This window comes from Mesobacillus stamsii (assembly GCF_030814065.1).
GTDB classification, from domain to species: Bacteria; Bacillota; Bacilli; order Bacillales; family Cytobacillaceae; genus Mesobacillus; species Mesobacillus stamsii.
In genome coordinates, this window is record NZ_JAUSUN010000002.1 from 221,223 (window position 1) to 238,503 (window position 17,281).

16 protein-coding genes are annotated in these 17,281 nt (G+C 39.4%); 6 read left to right on the forward strand and 10 right to left on the reverse strand.

Features of this window, described 5'->3' with window-relative positions:
• Positions 1-25: 25 nt before the first annotated feature.
• The 9 genes from J2S25_RS02530 to J2S25_RS02570 form a co-directional block, all read right to left on the reverse strand.
• Complete coding sequence (locus J2S25_RS02530) at positions 26-211, reverse strand: SHOCT domain-containing protein (protein ID WP_307191167.1); 186 nt, start codon at positions 209-211, stop codon at positions 26-28.
• A gap of 57 nt (positions 212-268) precedes the next feature.
• Positions 269-703, reverse strand: coding sequence for a hypothetical protein (locus tag J2S25_RS02535; protein ID WP_307191168.1), 435 nt, complete (start codon positions 701-703; stop codon positions 269-271).
• 23 nt (positions 704-726) lie between these two features.
• Positions 727-1,200, reverse strand: a complete 474-nt coding sequence (locus J2S25_RS02540) for an SHOCT domain-containing protein (RefSeq protein WP_241768438.1) — start codon at positions 1,198-1,200, stop codon at positions 727-729.
• Positions 1,201-2,438: 1,238 nt separating this feature from the next.
• Positions 2,439-3,407 (reverse strand): sugar phosphate isomerase/epimerase family protein, encoded by a 969-nt coding sequence (locus tag J2S25_RS02545; protein WP_307191169.1) that lies wholly within the window; start codon positions 3,405-3,407, stop codon positions 2,439-2,441.
• Positions 3,408-3,553: 146 nt separating this feature from the next.
• Positions 3,554-4,582: a Gfo/Idh/MocA family protein gene (locus J2S25_RS02550; RefSeq protein WP_307191170.1), complete on the reverse strand. Its 1,029-nt coding sequence runs from the start codon at positions 4,580-4,582 to the stop codon at positions 3,554-3,556.
• A 15-nt stretch (positions 4,583-4,597) separates the two neighbouring features.
• A complete protein-coding gene (locus J2S25_RS02555; protein WP_307191171.1) occupies positions 4,598-5,320 on the reverse strand; it encodes a ThuA domain-containing protein in 723 nt (240 codons plus the stop codon).
• Positions 5,321-5,385: 65 nt separating this feature from the next.
• Positions 5,386-6,441, reverse strand: coding sequence for a LacI family DNA-binding transcriptional regulator (locus J2S25_RS02560; protein WP_307191172.1), 1,056 nt, complete (start codon positions 6,439-6,441; stop codon positions 5,386-5,388).
• 1,263 nt (positions 6,442-7,704) lie between these two features.
• A complete protein-coding gene (locus J2S25_RS02565) occupies positions 7,705-8,211 on the reverse strand; it encodes a hypothetical protein (RefSeq protein WP_044396540.1) in 507 nt (168 codons plus the stop codon).
• Between the two features lie 65 nt (positions 8,212-8,276).
• Positions 8,277-9,752 carry a glycoside hydrolase family 3 N-terminal domain-containing protein gene (locus tag J2S25_RS02570; protein ID WP_157841639.1) on the reverse strand — a complete coding sequence of 492 codons (1,476 nt, stop codon included), beginning with the start codon at positions 9,750-9,752 and terminating at the stop codon, positions 8,277-8,279.
• A gap of 518 nt (positions 9,753-10,270) precedes the next feature.
• Between J2S25_RS02570 and J2S25_RS02575 the strand changes: the two genes are divergently transcribed.
• Positions 10,271-11,014 carry an HI0074 family nucleotidyltransferase substrate-binding subunit gene (locus J2S25_RS02575; protein ID WP_307191173.1) on the forward strand — a complete coding sequence of 248 codons (744 nt, stop codon included), beginning with the start codon at positions 10,271-10,273 and terminating at the stop codon, positions 11,012-11,014.
• A gap of 459 nt (positions 11,015-11,473) precedes the next feature.
• Positions 11,474-12,070, forward strand: coding sequence for a DUF5317 domain-containing protein (locus J2S25_RS02580; protein WP_044396537.1), 597 nt, complete (start codon positions 11,474-11,476; stop codon positions 12,068-12,070).
• A gap of 121 nt (positions 12,071-12,191) precedes the next feature.
• Here the strand turns inward: J2S25_RS02580 and J2S25_RS02585 are convergent, their stop codons facing one another.
• The gene (locus J2S25_RS02585) at positions 12,192-12,398 is read right to left on the reverse strand and encodes a hypothetical protein (protein WP_241768550.1); all 207 of its coding nucleotides are present in this window, start codon (positions 12,396-12,398) and stop codon (positions 12,192-12,194) included.
• A gap of 154 nt (positions 12,399-12,552) precedes the next feature.
• Here J2S25_RS02585 and J2S25_RS02590 point away from each other — a divergent pair, with 154 nt between their 5' ends.
• From J2S25_RS02590 to J2S25_RS02605, 4 genes are all read left to right on the forward strand, one after another.
• Positions 12,553-14,097, forward strand: a complete 1,545-nt coding sequence (locus J2S25_RS02590) for a bifunctional diguanylate cyclase/phosphohydrolase (RefSeq protein WP_241768549.1) — start codon at positions 12,553-12,555, stop codon at positions 14,095-14,097.
• Positions 14,098-14,599: 502 nt separating this feature from the next.
• On the forward strand, positions 14,600-15,364 hold the full coding sequence (locus J2S25_RS02595) for a DeoR/GlpR family DNA-binding transcription regulator (RefSeq protein WP_044396535.1): 765 nt from the start codon (positions 14,600-14,602) through the stop codon (positions 15,362-15,364).
• A gap of 166 nt (positions 15,365-15,530) precedes the next feature.
• Positions 15,531-16,421 carry a carbohydrate ABC transporter permease gene (locus tag J2S25_RS02600; RefSeq protein ID WP_044396554.1) on the forward strand — a complete coding sequence of 297 codons (891 nt, stop codon included), beginning with the start codon at positions 15,531-15,533 and terminating at the stop codon, positions 16,419-16,421.
• A gap of 16 nt (positions 16,422-16,437) precedes the next feature.
• On the forward strand, positions 16,438-17,277 hold the full coding sequence (locus J2S25_RS02605) for a carbohydrate ABC transporter permease (RefSeq protein WP_084221909.1): 840 nt from the start codon (positions 16,438-16,440) through the stop codon (positions 17,275-17,277).
• Positions 17,278-17,281: the final 4 nt, after the last annotated feature.

Genomic DNA, 17,281 nt, shown 5'->3' on the forward strand with positions numbered 1-17,281 from the left:
AATCTGGCTGAAGCCAGCATTCGTCTTAAATGAGATTTCTCAGTTTACCGTATTCTTCTTCGGTAATTTTGCCTTCAGCATACCTCAAATCAATGATTTGTCTGGCTGAGTTATTCTCTGGAACTTGAGTATCCATTTTTCCAAAGAACTTTTGTAAATCGCCTGTTTTGTAAAGGTAAAAACCTATTGCCAAGATCAACAGCGTAAACATTGTTGCATTCCTCCTGAATTCGGGTGTTAACGGCCGGAAAACCGGCTCAGTTAGATTTTATAAGCCCGTGTTCCCCATACCCTGGAAATTCTGGCTGTTAGATGCGCCACCTGTGCCATGCATCCCTTTATACATATCCTCCAGGTCTTTCGTACTCAAATCAGGATGCATTTCCTGCATATATGGCTGCATTTGTCCAAAGTTGATATTCTGATCATCCATGAATTTTTGCATATCCTCAAAATCTCCTGATTTCCTCATTTGATTTATCTCATCGACAGTAATTCCTTGCTCCCCCATGAACTCCTGCATATTTCCAAAATTGCCATCACCCATGAAGTTTGCCATATTTTTAAAATCAATGCCCTGCTCCTTCATAAATTCAGCAGGATTCACTGCATTTTCCTTCGCGGATGCCATATACAATCCTGTACCTCCTGCTGCAATAAGGGCTGCAGCTAATGCGCCAGTAATAATAGTCTTTTTCATCATAGTAAACACTCCCATTTTTTTATTTATAAAAGATTTGCTTTCATTTTTTCAAATTCTTCGACAGTGATTTCTCCTCTTGCCAATCTACCCTTGGCAAGGTCCATTGCTTGATTGTTCATCGACTGGAGTGGAAGCGTTTGTTCACTCCTCCTATTCTGGTTGAAAGCCAGATACAGCAGATAGCCAACTGCCAGGAAAACTATTATCATCATCAGGGATCCACCTCCCATCCCGAAGCCTCCAAAGTAACCATATCCAGGTCCCATCATCATTTCCTTCTCTCCTTTCCATTTCTTTATACTTTCATTCTCTTTTAAAAATTTGTAGAAAGTATGGAGTAGCAAAAATTGTTGTTTTGAAGTTATCTTTGATACTCTTTTCGGACTGATGTCCCCTTGTGTCAGCCGGTCACCAATAGGCTGGATTGGTGACCGGTTTTCTGTAAAATCGAGTTTTTTGGTCACCAATGGGCTTGATGAGCGTCGAGAACCGTCCAACCGTCCCCATGTCCTTTTCTCAACCGTTCAAAAGAAAATAAGAAACACCGGGCAAACTGCGCCTGGTCCTTTTTTGGTTTTGCTGATTAACGGGCTGTTGATTGGAACGGATGAAAAAAACTGGAACTAGTATCTAAACTGCATCCAAATGCCGAAAGATACCCTTATGCAAGCATTTTTACCTCTATAAGGGCATCTTTCATGCCGAAAGATACCCTTATGCGAGCAAGAAGTAAAACTGTTTCCATTTTTTATCTCAATACATCTTTGACTTCATTTGGCAGGATCGAAGCGTCTCGAGGGGCAAGACGCTGGAGCCGAAGTTGGACAATTTTCAAAGAAATCTTTCTTATTCTTTTAAAAAAACCGGGCAATAACCGCCCGATCCTTTTTTGGTTTTGGGTAATAATCGATTTCCACTCCAGACACTCGCTTTCCGCGGGGCGTCAGGTGAGCCTCCTCCTCGCTTCGCTCAAACCTTTCCGATAGCAACCGATTTTCCCCCGGTTTCTCGTTTTTTTGGTAACCAATACGACTCATTGGTGACCTTAAATCATAATCAACTAACTTACTTAAATACTTTTTAAAAGGAGTTCATTATAAATGAAATAGATTATCTCCTCTAATCTAATGATTCGAAGAAAATGCTTAAAATTTATCAAACCGCCAGCAAATTGGATGGGACTACTTACCTTTACAGCCGTAAAGAGGCATGTGAGGCAACCTCTTTGTCCAAACTTGTATCCTTCTCGTTAACTATAAAACCAAATACGACTTTAAAATAATTATGAAAGGTATCGATGTAGAACCTAATTGGGCACAGCTGATAAAATTGGTAACAAAGGAAGCTTCTATTTTACACGGATGTGGCGCAAGCATCTGATCGAGACTATCGAATCTTTTCAAATATAGTCATAGTATTTAAGCATATTACAATAGAGGGGATGTTTTGTGGTAAGAACTATTCTAATGATCATTGGGGCAATTGTCGTGATCGGTTTTTTGTTCAGTTTGTTATAAGGTTAGTGAAAAGGGCTGCCATTGGGATAAATAGGACCTAGGCTAGCCTATTTTTTTGTCGTTTAGAATGATATGGGCTAGCTTCTTCTAAAGCTAAAAATGGTTTGTGTTGCGACTTCACAAAAAGGGTCAACATATAAATTCTGATATTATGAAATAACCCCGTTAAGGAGTCCTTAACGGGGTTTAGAGGTTCATGTTATTAATTGCAACAGTGACTATGACCACCAAATATCTGACGCGGCTTCTTCTATGATTACGTTTTTTAGATTTTTAACAGCCTGATTGAAGCCTTCGTCAATTGACATAATGGGATCTTCATGTTCAATACTGATTACATGATCGTAGCCATATGTTCTCAATGCACTTACGATATTAGACCATTCCTGGATGCTGTGGCCATAGCCGACCGACCGGAAAGTCCATGCACGGCTTTGGACACTGGAATAAGGCTGCATATCCGTTAATCCATACATATTTACGTTATCCTGGTCGATGTAAGTGTCTTTAGCATGGAAATGATGAATAGCGTTGGCCTTGCCCAGTATTTTTATCGCAGCAACCGGGTCAATTCCCTGCCACCACAAATGACTTGGATCGAGATTGGCACCGATAGCATCACAAGTAGCTTCTCTTAATTTAAGCATCGTATAAGGCGTGTGGACCAAGAATCCTGCATGAAGCTCTAAACCAATTTTAACACCATGATCTTTTGCAAATTGGCCTTGTTCTTTCCAATAAGGAATCAGTTTTTCTTCCCATTGCCACTTTAACAAGTCAGAATACTCGTTTGGCCAAGGGGTTACAGGCCAGTTTGGATATTTTGCATCTTCCTTATCGCCTGGTATCCCTGAAAAAGTATTCACGACTGGTACATGAAGTAAGGATGCCAGCTTCACTGTTTTGATAAAAGTATCGTGTGATTCTTGAGCAAACTGCTTATCCGGAGAAATTGGATTTCCATGGCAGCTGAATGCACTGATCGTTAAACCGCGGGAAGTCACTTTATCTAAGTATTCCATGCGCTTTTCCTCGCTCGCCAGTAATTCATCCAAATTGCAATGAGAGTTGCCAGGATAGCCTCCTGTTCCGATTTCCACTGCCTTTAAACCTGAATCGTGGACATGATCCAGCATCTCATCAAATGTTTTTCCTGAAAATAAAACGGTAAAAACGCCTAGCTTCAAGGTTCTCGTCCTCCATTCATCATGTGATGGAATTTCTAAAATGCGCTATCACTTGACGCATCTAATTACTGCTTTAATAAATCGAATTATTGATTTTGTGTAAAAATGCAGGGATATATCTGCCTCCGCCCACATTCTTTATTTTGTCATGCCTGCACCTTCACAGTTCGTTTAGAGGCATTTGCTTCGATAGCCGCTAAAATGACTTCTAATGACTTCTTGCCTTCTTCGCTGCTGATCGGAGGCTCTGTATCATTTTTGATTGATTGGATGAAATTTTCAATTACGTGTGTATTTTTCTGGCCGCCCGATTCATTAGACTGGATTTTTCCTAATGCGTAACGAACCACTTCTCCATTTTTGTATTGAACTATTAATGAATAATCAGGATTATCTTCAAGACGGAGGATGGCTTTTTCTCCATAAATAATGGTTGAGTTATCTTCTGCCGCTGTGTAGGACCAGCTTGCAGCTAAAGTGCCGACAACTCCGCTTGCTGTTTTTAAAATAAAGACAGCATTATCATCGACATCTATACCCTCGCGAGTTGTTTCAACAAAGCTGGCGACTTCATCGAAATCTTCACCTAATAAGTAGCGGAGAAGATCTGCTTTATGGATGCCCAAATCTCCCATTGCACCTATAAATGCTTTTTCCTTTTTAAAGAACCAGCTGTCCCTTCCTTCCACACTCCAATTTTCTGGTCCACCATGGCCAAAAGTCGTTCTAAAGCTGAAGACTCTTCCAATTTCACCTGTTTCAATCAACTTTTTAGCTTTGGCATGAGATGGAACGAATCGCTGATTATGGGCAATCATCAGTTTTTTGTTATTTTTGTGGGAAGCCTCAATCATTTGTTCCGCTTCTTCTCTAGAAGTAGCCATCGGCTTTTCACATAAAACATGGCATCCTGCATTTAAGGCTGCAATGGATACAGGTGCATGAAGGACATTAGGCAAACAAACACTTACAACATCAATGTCTTCCTTTGCAAGTAACTCTTCATAGTTCGTATAGGCCTTTGCATTGTATTTCTCAGCCATTTCATTGGCGCGTTCTTCCACAATGTCACAAACTGCAGTGATTTCCACTTCAGGATGTGCTGCATATTCTACTAAATGACGATGTCTTGCAATACTTCCACAACCAATAACTGCTGCTTTCCATTTTTTCATAGTCATATTCCCCCTTTAGTTTTTTTCTGAGATTTTTTCTAAGGGCTGTGCATTTCCATATTCATGAGTCGCAGTCTCGCTAGGCTTTGCCCACTGAACCCCATTTTTAATTACACGCTGTACATCGGCGTTATAATAAGTTTTATACGTTTCGTGTCCAGGCCTAAAGTAAAAGATTTTTCCTTTCCCACGTTTAAACGTGCAGCCGCTGCGAAAAACTTCTCCGCCTTCAAACCAGCTAACAAAAACAAGCTCGTCCGGAGTAGGAATATCAAAATGCTCTCCGTACATTTCCTCTTGCTCCAGCTCAAAAAATTGTCCTACGCCTTCAGCTATTGGGTGTGTCGGATCAACAACCCAGATCCGCTCTTTTTCGCCAGCTTCGCGCCACTTAAGATCACAGGTTGTACCCATTAACTTTTTAAAAATCTTTGAAAAATGGCCTGAATGAAGGACCACCAGACCCATTCCTTCCAAAACTCTCTTTTGTACTCTCTCGACAATATCATCCTTCACTTCACCATGAGCTTTATGGCCCCACCAGACGAGTACATCCGTTTCGTTTAATACATCTTCTGTCAAACCATGTTCAAAGTCATCAAGAGTGGCTGTTTTCACTTGTACTTGTTCTTCTTGTAAAAATTCAGCGATAGTACCATGTATTCCGTTTGGGTAATTAGCTGTGACAACTGGATTTGTTTGTTCATGACGATTTTCATTCCATACTAGTACATTCATTTTAATTGTCTCCAATCCCGAAAATAGATTATTAGTATTTTAGGTTCGATCCAACTGCCTATTAACTAATCAGGCTCATTCTTTTCCGTATAGGCTAAACATGATTCCCGTTCCTCTATGGTTGTAGGGATAATGACACTCTTTTTAACCATATCCGGGTGTTTGATTAATTCGATCAGGCCTCTGGCTGCTTCATTCCCCAAATGGTAAGTTTGTATATTCACTGATGTTAAAGGGGGGCTTGCTAGCTTGGACATTACGGTATTATTAAAAGCTAAAATACTGACGTCCTCTGGTACTTTTAATTTCATCTCTCTTAGGACTAACAATACAAATAAGGCATGGCTGTCATCCGTAACAAGTAAAGCTGTAGGTGGTACCGGCAAACTCATTAATTCTCTTACAACTTGTTTTCCTTGCTCACTTTGATCAATTAGGAAATTTTTCACATACCCCCCTTTCATGTCTATGTTATTTTCATTTAATGATTCCCTGTAACCATTGAAACGTGATTTTGATACTTCAAATCTAGGGTCTCCAGAAATAAAGCCGATCCTCTTATGACCCAGGCTTAATAAATAGTCTGTCGCTTCCTTGGCTGCAAGAACATTATCGTTGTCTACATACATGATTCTGTTTGTTTCATATGCAGGTTTCCCAATGACCACAAAAGGAATTCCGGACTCCAATAAGTAAGGAACCACTTTGTCATCCTTTTTGGAATACATGACAATCATTCCATCCACTTTTTTGCCTCTTACGATTTTTACCGTATCTTGAAAAATTTCTTCTTCTGACGCTCCGGACGTAAGACAGATGCTAAAATCTTGCTTACTACAATAATCACTGATTCCATTTAAAAATTCAGGGAAAACCGGGTTAAGAAGTGATGCACTTGTCGAGTTCTTCATCACAATCCCAATGGTTTGTGATGATTTCTGAACAAGGATCCTCGCATTCAGATTAAGATGGTACCCAAGCTCATCCATTACTTTCCGAACCTTCTTTTTTGTTTCCTCACTAATGGTAGAACTATCAGAAATAACGCGGGAAACAGTGGAAGGCGCGACCCCAGCTTTTTTGGCAACATCCTTAATTGTGATAGACATATCTTTTTTCATCCTTCTAATTTATTCCAAACAAATAAAAGAAGATTTGAAACTTATTAGCACCATCTAGTTTTGCTGCTCATCCAATGGATTTGAACTCTCAGTCATTGCTCCATGATATAAGAGGATCGATAGACTACTGCCAAAACCTAAATACTTTCAACTACTTTTTCATCACTCTTCTTGTTTACAACCTAGTGGGACACCTTCAGAAAGTTTGCCTTCAACTCCTTCAGCAGGAATTGGCAGGATACCATATTCTTTTCAGCAAATTCTGGACCAATGTCATTGATAGAGCTTATGTCCAATTACCCCGCTGCACCAATGCATCTTTTTTATTCAACCTGTGCACAATAGTCCAGCCTTAATTCAGGCTGTCCAGAATACTCAGCTTGCATGTCTAACATTCTTTTCCATTCTTTGCTGTGATTCCGCATTGAATCCTTCTACACCATCATGGTTAAAATAAGGTGCAATGCAAACGTTTGCTAAACGTTTCTAAGGACCGATGTTTTTTTTAATGTAAAGTCCCTTCAAGAGCCGCCTGTACTGCTTTTGTTTCTGACATATCTGCAAGGTAATCTCTGTATTGTTCAACCTCAGATGATTCGCCTACGTCCCCTGAAGAAAATGATGCTTTAACTGATGCAACCTAGTCATTACCGCCACCAGTTTATCATTGATTTTTACGGCAGATTTTCCTTTTCGAATTGCTAAACAAGTCTTCAAACCAAGTCTTGAACTCTAGATTGTATTGAATGACAAACAACCGTTACTTTCTTGATGCCCCTTACTGCTAGATGAACATCCAGACATTAGTACTCTAGTAGCTAAACCTGCAGAAGCAACACCGATAAAGCTTATTGCATTTCATTTTTCCAATCCCCACATTATAAATGTTCGTTATCTTGCTAATGAATTCGTTTGCATAAATTCAGTGCTTAAAACTCACTCAAACAAGCTTTTACATCCATATCGAACTTAATAAACTGCGTATTAAAGCTTTAAAACCACTGTTTTATTCAATGCAATTTTTTTGATAACGTTTGCATAACCTATTGAATTTATAGTAACATAATCGTTAAAACACAACAATATATTCTTTGATAATTCGATCAATTAATTCATTATCTTGATTGGTGACCTGTTTCCTGTCCGCAGCCACCAGCTGCTGAATATGTCACATCATCACATAATAATTCACACGAAAAAGGAGCTTAATTCTAAGCTCCTTTTTACGGTATTTTTACTAATTAGGACTGTTTACCCCATGTATCACAATGGTGATTCGATTTTATTGTTCAACTCTTCTGCTTGGCTCATAAAGGAAGCCATATTGGCATTTATAGTAATGTTTAATCCTAACCCAACTTCCCGAAGTGTAGCCCGTAATTTTTCAAAGTCCTGTTTATCCTCATCGGTTAAATCAGCAAAGCGATATAATTCATCATTTGGATATTGGTTTAATTTGGAATATAAACGTTCAAGAATTTTCTTGTCACTTTCAGACAACGTTCCTATTTGCTGTCCAGCAGTCATTCCAAGCCAAATCCCGTTTAATACATCGCCTAATTCAGTTGTAACCAAGTTGGGTTCAGACCAATTATCCTCCATCTGTTTAGCAATCGAACCTTCCAATTCCACTAAATTATTTTGTACTTCTGTAACAAGAATTTGCTCCTTGACGAAGTTCATCTTTACCATTCCCACAGCAACAATTGCCACTAGTAATATGTTCACACCTATTGATATTCCGAAAAGCGATTTTCTTTTTTTATTCATTTAGACCGCCTCCCTTTACCATAAAAATCCAACGTTAATCCATCTTGCAATTGAATTCTGCTTCTTTACTGCGACTCGAGAACCTGCCCAAGTTCTCGTCGCAATGCATTCGTGTTAACTTGTTCAACTTGAGTATCCTTCATTTTATACTTCTCCTTGATTTGGAGGATTCTTGTGACGCTGTCATTGATTCGTTCTTCTTGGATCTCACCTTGTTCAACTGCTTCCTTCAAAGCAGAAATCACCTTCACGATTTTTTCGTAATCGTGAGCAACCATGATAATATCACTGCCAGCAACAACTGATTTCACAGCGGCACTCCCAATATCATAGTTTCCCGCAATGGCGTCCATTGTCATATCATCGGTAATGATGATGCCGTCATAACCTAATTTCTTTCTTAAAATATCTGTCATGATGACTCTAGACATGGAAGATGGAAAGTCTTGGTCTATTTTTGGAAGGAGAATATGGGCAACCATCACCATTTCTGCCCCTTCATTTATAGCTTTCTTAAACGGTATCAACTCAAGCTCTTCTAGTTCTTCGATCGATTTATCAACAGTTGGCAACTCTAAATGAGAGTCGACAGATGTATCGCCATGTCCAGGGAAGTGTTTGATCGTTGGGATGATGTTCACGGACTGTATTCCCTTCATCGTCGCAACTCCTAACTCACTGACGAGATTGGGATTGTTGGCAAAAGAACGATCTCCGATTACAGGATTTTTCGGATTGCTATTCACATCAAGGACGGGTGCAAAATCAATATTAAAGCCGTATGCTTTCACTAATTTTCCAAGTATAGCCCCTAATTCAAATGAGAAGGTGGGATCGTTCTTTTTTCCAACTTCCAGATTGCTCGGAATATCGATTAAGTTTCCTGGTAGCTTCGAAATCCTGCCTCCCTCCTGATCAATACCGAAAAACAATGGAACCTTATTGAAACTATTTTTCGCTTTCAGGGCATTGAGATAAGCTAGTGTTTTCGAAGAATCTGTGATATTTTCGCTGTTAAAAATAATTCCCCCTACCTTATAACCTTGAATTAACTGTTCAGCTAATTTATTTGGCTCTGTACCTTCTACGCCCGCAAAAATCATCTGCCCAATCTTCTCATCCAGACTCATGCTTTCGATTTTTTCGGGTAGAGTTGTTGAAGGCTCTAAAGCAACTACGGAAATATGATGCAATGTAGGATTCGGTTCTTTATTCGTTGGTTTATCAAGAATCCACTTTAATTGAAAACCGGCATTTACCTGGTAAATCAAAATAATTTGGTCATATTCGGTATCTTTGAAAAACTTGATCTCGCCCGGCTCTCCCAATCGATCGATGACTTCCTGATAATGAATTCCCTGTAACTCTTGATTGAAGGAACGCAAGTTAAAAGCTATATCATTGCGAAATCCAATTGTTATTTGCCTCTCTGAAAAGTCGGCAAAATCTCCAACAGATGTTTCTTCTATATTTTCAGGGGTTCCGAACAATTTCGTAACCTCTTCATAGCCCGTTTCGCCCGCGATAACTTTGACATCCATAAGCATTCCTTTTTTGGCCCTTAAAAAAATATCATCGACAATATTAGTTTCACTAGGCATTACAGGATCGTTTTCTGTAACCGATGGTTGCTCAGAATCCTTATCCTGAAAAAAAATAATAACTAATGCCTAAAATAACAATGGTTAAAAATAGAGTTAAAATTTTTTTGATCATTTTTCCCTCCTTAAGTGCCAGTCTTTCTAACTATATTAGACTTTAAAACAGCTAAATGGTTACGTTTTTTCACTCATTGCCTTTTTTACCATGAATTTTCCAAAAATAAGACGCTTGAAAAAATGGAACATCTATTGCCTTCCTATGCTCGACCAATAGACATCAACTGATGGCATCCATCCCCCACTTCAATCATTAATCAGTTCAACAAACCATATCCACCCTATCTCCATTCCCGAATGTGACGAGAGATCCGTCACTTTGTCCCTTCCCCTCGCTTCCAAAAATTCCCCCTTTACTTTATAATGAAAATATCCTAATAAGACGAAGGAGGTACTTCGTTTTGAAAAGTGAAACAAAATGGTATGGTTTACCAAAAGATAGTTTTTATCAGCTCATTAACATTTTTACAGAGTACTCAACTATTATAGACAAAGTAATTTTGTTCGGCTCAAGAGCAAGAGGTGACTATCATCTATCTTCTGATATTGACTTGGCTATTAAATTTAAAAACAAGAATGAGGAGCTTCTTCATATAAGCGATAGGCTGTCAGAAGCAAATATTATATACACCTTGGATGTCATGGACTATGATAAAATAAGCAATTCGGTATTGATAGACTTTATTGACAAGGAAGGCATCGTTATATTTTCGACAAACTCGAGCGGAAAATTGGTGGTTACTATGAACAAAATGATGGTAAAAATGGAGGATTTGGAAAGAGCTCTTTCCAAGTTGAAGGAAAGCCTTTCAAGAGACCCTGAACAGGATGACATTGTAATAGATGCTACCATTAAACGATTTGAATTCACCTATGAGTTATCCTGGAAGCTTATGAAGTCCTATTTAGAATATACCGGTGTGACAGATTTATCGAGTCCGAGAAGCACCATAAAAGCGGCATTCAAAGTAGGACTCATAACAGACGGTGAGCTTTGGCTAAAAATGCTAGAAGACCGAAACAGAACCCCTCACACATACGACGAATCTACCGCGTTAGACATATATAACAATATAAAAAACATATATATCACCTTATTAGATCATGCCTGCAAAACCTTAGAGAAAAATATTTCTCGTGATTAATGTTTGGAAGTTTTTAATGCGACGTCTCCTGTGTAGCTCTTATAGGAGACGTTTTTTTCCATTATATGAGTTTGTAGGCAATCAATAATTCTATTAATGAAATATATATCCTCATGTACCCACTTGAATAAAAATCTTTTCTTCGTGCGTCTTCTTATGCCAAAAAACGAAGAAACATCTATTCTAACAAAGAGAGCGTAGTTTAAATTTGATATAATCGAATTTTTGTGGGGACTAAATGATCACCTTTCAAATTCATTCGCTAACTTGGCTTCGTCTTGATGGAAAGTATCAGTCACCATACAAACAACATAATGCAAAGGTAGTATAAAATAAGAATTATATTTGAAATATGGCGAATGTTATAGAAAATTGCAAAAAATGGGTGGATTTTTAAAGGCAGAAAGTCTATTATAAAAAGGAAAGTTAATATTATGAAGATGGGAAGTATAGTATAGTATGGTATTTGATGGAATTATCCTATCGTTTGTCATTGCCTTATTCCGAAAAGGAAGTTTGAGAGGTTTATCAGACCTTCAGTTAAAAGCTGGGTGGATTTTTCCGCTTTTGTTGATTGTCCAGCTGGCTGTCTACTATTACCAAAATGATTATGAAGTATTAGGACAGGCAAGCGGAATCATTTATATGGTTGTTTACATACTAGGTTTGATTTTTTTGTTTATCAATCGGCAACATCAAGGGTTCATCATCATTTTCTTCGGGGTTTTTCTAAACTTCCTTGTGATGATACTGAATGGCGGCAGAATGCCCGTTTCAGCAGAAGCAGCAGCTATTCTCGACCCGAGTTTTATCCAAGCACTTGAAAATGGCCTATATGCAAAGCATGTGCTTTTGGATCAATCCACCAAGCTAGGAATGCTTGGTGACATCATCCCTTTAACTGCGCCCTACCCAAGATCTCAAGTCATCTCAATAGGCGATGTTGTAATGAATATTGGAATCTTCCTCTTTATTCAATACTTGCTGGTTCATTTACCAAAAAGGAAAGAGGCTAAAGATATCAACATGTCAACTGAAGGAGGTGAATTGAGATGAAAAAAGAAAAGCAAGGTTTCAAGATTACTTCTGTCCTTTATAATGTTGCAATTATTGGTTCTGCAATCATTGCATTAACTTCTGGTTTTAAAGTACTATAAAGCTTAGCGGGAGAAGTTTACTAAAACTTCTCCTTATATTTTGTAAATGAGAGTGATAATAAAATGCTTACAATCAAAAAACCAATTAATACATATATTTTGACAACCTCAATTTTAGGCATCTCAATATTTCTTTTATCCATAGAAACCTTCTCTTTTACTCTTTCTGAATGGGTAAATATACTTGCCCTAACTAGCTCTGTTCTATTGCTGAACCACTTTCTCATTCAGCTTCCACCAAAAGGGAATACACTTTCAATGGATTCCAGTATATTTTTAGCCACCCTTTTTCTATTCGGCCTTAATATCACTTTATTCGTTTTATTTTTGCATGGTTTAATCTTTGTCTTTACACAAAGAAAGAGTGAATGGTGGAAGCACTTGTTTAACTTTTCTATCTACTCTTTGATGATTGTCGCATCCTATCACTTTTTTATACAGACAGGCGGAATTGTAGGAAACATTCAGCTGACCAATCTAGTACCCTATCTTACCGCTTTAAGTTCTTACTTTGTAATTAATACCCTTCTAATCAGCATTTTCTTTTTATTGGCTGCTTCCGAAAGCCTGACTAAGGTTCTGGAAGGAATGTTGAATGAGACAATTTCCACCTATGTCAGTATATTATTACTCTCCCTGGCCCTGCTTATTTTGATTGATTCACAAGGTAATTTCGGATTATTTCTCTTTGTATGTATCTCCTTCTTGCTATCACAGGCATTCAAACAGCATTTTGAATTATATAAAGACATCTCCAATAAGGCTAACAAGGACTACCTGACTGGATTGAATAATCATGGCTATTTTAAAGAATTGTTTGAAAAAGAAATTTCCCTCTCAAGAGACTCAGGCCAACCCCTAAGTGTAGCTCTTCTTGATTTGGATGATTTTAAAAAATATAATGATCTCTATGGACATATTAAGGGGGACCAGCTTCTCAAAGAATTTGGAACGATTTTATTAATAGAATCTGGAGTTAAGAATTATATGGTTGCTCGATATGGCGGCGAGGAGTTTTCAGTTTTAATGCCAAATACTGAAGAAAATGTTGCCTATCAATTCTTAAATGATCTAAGGAAGAAGGTGAATGACACCTACTTCCAAGGTGTTGATGCACTGCCATATGGTTGTTTATCATTTTCAGCAGGTGTGGCCCAGTGGCAAAATGATACTTATAACATCACAGAGCTTTTAAATAAAGCAGATGAAGCGATGTATTTCGCAAAGGCTCAAGGAAAAAACCTTGTTCAAATCTATCAATCTCAATTAAAGAGCATCGATGACTCGCAATCTTTTGAAAAGCAACTTGAAGAAGCAGAACAGCAATTGAAAATTTTCCTTTCCAAAGATGTTTATACCTACAGGCATAGCAAACGGGTTTTCCAATATGCTGTTGACTTTGCCCGAAAGCTTGAGCTTCCTGACCATGAACGAAAGTTATTCACGCTTGGAGCACTAGTTCATGATATCGGAAAACTTGAGATTCCACGTGATGTCATCAATAAGAAGGGCAAGTTGGAACCACATGAATGGGAAATGGTTAAGAAGCATGTGACTTGGGGGAAGGAGATCATTTCTACGAACAAGGAACTTGAGGACCTGATCCCCCTTGTAGAGTTACACCATGAACGCTATGATGGCAAGGGCTACCCCTATGGTCTCAAGGGAGAAAATATCCCAAAACTGGCACGTCTCCTATGCATTATTGATTCTTTTGATGCCATGACGACAGAAAGACCGTACCAGAAGACAAAGTCCTTTGAGGAAGCAATTCAGGAACTCCGGGATTGTTCGGGCAATCAGTTTGATGCAAAGTATATAGAACCTTTCATCAAATTGATCGAGGAGCGTTATTTTTTAAAAACAAATAAAGAACTAGAAAGAAAACAATTAGCCCAATTAACAGCGGAGGAATCACCTGACTGATATCCTCCACCTTTTTCTATAATAGTCACTCTATCATTATTCCTGTTTTTCAAAAAGCAGGAAAATAGAAAAAAGTGCATCTTCACTGGTTCTATATTTAATCTCCCAATAACTCAATGCTCCCATTTATAATAAAAGCGAAGTTTCTGACAAATCAGCGCTTTGCAATCCTCCTATCCGGTCGGTACTTAGTAGAACTGATTAGGGAAATCAAACAGCGAGTTACTATCAAGAAGAACTCCTAGTATTTACAACAATTCCTTTTACCTACAGCAATTACCATTGCCGAGATTGGTGAAGATATAAATTCCTTTCCAATATCGCAACACCACCAAGTAAAAGCCAAAAATTAAATCACGAAGATCAGTTAAAAGCGTTCATCGTGCTTTCCTTCGCATAAATCGTCGATTGGCCTACTATAAAGATCGTCTCCGTACTTTCATTTTGACCGATATAGGTGATATATTGGATTTATGTGGATTTAATAGAAAGTGGTGATAAGGTGTTTGTACAAGAGCGGCATGAGGCAATATTAGACCTACTAAAGGAGAACCGTTCGTTGAAGGTGTCGGATTTGGTGAGCCGATTCAAGGTTTCGATTGAGACTGTGAGGAGAGATTTAGAGTTCTTAGAGAAAGAGGGTCACCTTAAGAGGGTTCATGGCGGGGCGGTGCTAGATGAGGTGAAGAGCCAGGAGCTGACTTTTTCGGTCAGGGAAACGAAGAATATATATGAAAAGAAGGAGATTGCAGAGATTGCTTCCCGATTTGTGAAGGAAGGGCAGTCGATTGCGCTTGATGTGAGCACTACCAATACCGAATTTACCAAGGTGCTAAAAACAAAGTTTGAAAGACTTACGGTTGTGACAAACTCCCTGCCAATTGCCGTTGAGCTTTCCGACATGCCCCATTACACGATCATACTTGCAGGCGGGGTCCTCCGCAACCAGGAGCTGTGTACGGTTGGTGAAATGGCTGAGAGCTTTATTTCCCAATTTCATGTTGATACGTTTTTCATGAGTACGAGCGGAATTTCCGTTACAGAAGGGCTGACCGATTACGGAATTGGCGAGGTACAACTCAAAAAGCGGATGCTCAAGTCAGCCCAGCAATGCATCGTACTGGCCGATAGCAGCAAATTCGATGTCGTCTCTTTGCTCAAGGTTTGCGACTTAAACAATATTGATGGTATAGTCACCGATTCACAGCTAAAACCTGCGATCGCCGCAAAATATAGAAACATCGGAATCGAAATTACCAATCACTAAACACTCTTTTTGCAAGAGTGTTTTTTTATGTGTGTTTATGTGCATTTACTTGTGATTATTAACGTTTAATTTAGAATTCCTTTACATTTCCTCAAAACTTGCAAGTTACAATAGTCTTGTAACTAAGTAGTAATTTACGATAAAGGAAAGGAGAAAACACGGCAAAATGACTTCGTCTTTCACCGGCCGTTTGGCCCATTTGTCCTGGGTGATCTTTTTCACGCTTCCCGCCCTTATCCCATTGTCTATTTTTTGGGTCTGGCCGATGCTTTACTCGCTTTATATAAGTTTTACAGACTGGGATTATATGAGCCCCACCTACAACCTGGTAGGATTACAAAACTATAGGAATCTTCTTGGGGATGAAGCCTTTTTCCAAGCTCTGTTAAACACAGTTTATTTTACAGCCGGCTCTGTCGTTCCAACAATTGCAGGCGGCCTGCTACTGGCAATGCTACTCCACAAAAAAATTCGTGGCGGGTCCATCTATCAGATGATTCTCTTTTCGCCATGGGTGACGCCAACTGTTGCCGTCTCAATTGTCTGGTCCTGGATTTATGAGCCAGAGGTCGGTCTGGCAAACTGGGCATTATCCCTTTTTCACCTTCCTCCTCTCGAATGGACGGGCAGCATGGAATGGGCAATGCCAGCCATCCTGATAGTCACCATTTGGAAAGGTGTCGGCTGGGCAATGATTTTTTATCTCGGTGCTTTGAAAAAAGTACCTGAAGAACTCTATGAATCAGCTTCACTTGATGGAGGAAGCGGCTGGAAAACGTTTCGGAACATAACACTTCCACTAATCAGCCCAACGACTTTCTTCCTGGTGATCATCATGACGGTCGAAGCGATTCAGGCTTATGATCAGATCCAGGTACTGACCCAGGGCGGTCCTGCGGGAAGCACACGAACAATCCTGTACATGTATTATCAATCTGCGTTCGAACAGTTCAATATGGGACAGGCAACCGCGGTTGCAACAATACTGGTTATTTTGACAGCTTTCTTGTCCCTCATCCAATTTTGGACGTCAAAACGCTGGGTTCACTACCAGTAATCGAAGGAGGAACACCATGTACAAAGCAAAAATGTGGACCATTACAGGGGCCCGTCATGCAGCCTTAATCGGTTTCAGCCTATTAATGGCCTTTCCCTTCCTGTGGATGGCACTAAGCGCTTTAAAAACCAATGAAGAGCTGTGGAACTTCCCAGAGGTTTGGCTTCCTGCCATACCGCAATGGCATAACTTCCTTGACGCATGGAATTCCGCGCCGTTTGGCCAGTACATTTTTAACAGTGCTTTCACTGCCCTTGTCATTGTGCTGGTTCAAACCCTTAACTCAGCAATGATTGCCTATGCGTTCACTCATCTTGAGTTCAAGGGGAAAAATCTGCTTTTTTCCCTGATTCTTGCGACCTATATGCTTCCTGCTGCTGCAACCTATGTCCCCAGCTATATCATGCTGGCTGACCTGAACATGCTGGACAGTTATAAAGGACTGATTTTTTCAAATGCGGCAAGCGTGTTCGGAATCTTTCTGTTCCGCCAGGCATTTTTGCAGATTCATCGGGAGGTGATTGAAGCAGCAAAAATCGACGGAGCCAGCCATTGGAGAATTTTATGGAAGATACTGTTCCCGCTTTCTAAGCCATCGTTTGCCACTTTCGGGTTAATCAGCTTTGTATCGATGTACAATAACTATCTCTGGCCCTCCTTGATCATAAAAGACGAAAAACTGCTCTTGATTACAGCGGGACTGCGCCAGTTTTTTGTCCAGGAAGGAGCCTATGGTATTAAATGGCCACTGGTGATGGCTGCCAGCACCCTTGCTGTCATCCCAATGCTTCTTTTATTCATCATTGCACAAAAATGGTTTATTAAAGGTTTAAGTGACAGCGGAGTAAAAGGATAATCCA

What these genes read in the sequence shown, in the direction of transcription:
- J2S25_RS02530 (WP_307191167.1), bottom strand. Translation starts at nt 211, where the DNA reads ATGTTTACGCTGTTGATCTTGGCAATAGGTTTTTACCTTTACAAAACA.
- J2S25_RS02535 (WP_307191168.1), bottom strand. Translation starts at nt 703, where the DNA reads ATGATGAAAAAGACTATTATTACTGGCGCATTAGCTGCAGCCCTTATT.
- J2S25_RS02550 (WP_307191170.1), bottom strand. Translation starts at nt 4,582, where the DNA reads ATGAAAAAATGGAAAGCAGCAGTTATTGGTTGTGGAAGTATTGCAAGA.
- J2S25_RS02555 (WP_307191171.1), bottom strand. Translation starts at nt 5,320, where the DNA reads ATGAATGTACTAGTATGGAATGAAAATCGTCATGAACAAACAAATCCA.
- J2S25_RS02560 (WP_307191172.1), bottom strand. Translation starts at nt 6,441, where the DNA reads ATGAAAAAAGATATGTCTATCACAATTAAGGATGTTGCCAAAAAAGCT.
- J2S25_RS02565 (WP_044396540.1), bottom strand. Translation starts at nt 8,211, where the DNA reads ATGAATAAAAAAAGAAAATCGCTTTTCGGAATATCAATAGGTGTGAAC.
- J2S25_RS02570 (WP_157841639.1), bottom strand. Translation starts at nt 9,752, where the DNA reads ATGGATGTCAAAGTTATCGCGGGCGAAACGGGCTATGAAGAGGTTACG.
- J2S25_RS02580 (WP_044396537.1), top strand. Translation starts at nt 11,474, where the DNA reads ATGGTATTTGATGGAATTATCCTATCGTTTGTCATTGCCTTATTCCGA.
- J2S25_RS02585 (WP_241768550.1), bottom strand. Translation starts at nt 12,398, where the DNA reads ATGAGAAAGTGGTTCAGCAATAGAACAGAGCTAGTTAGGGCAAGTATA.
- J2S25_RS02600 (WP_044396554.1), top strand. Translation starts at nt 15,531, where the DNA reads ATGACTTCGTCTTTCACCGGCCGTTTGGCCCATTTGTCCTGGGTGATC.
- J2S25_RS02605 (WP_084221909.1), top strand. Translation starts at nt 16,438, where the DNA reads ATGTACAAAGCAAAAATGTGGACCATTACAGGGGCCCGTCATGCAGCC.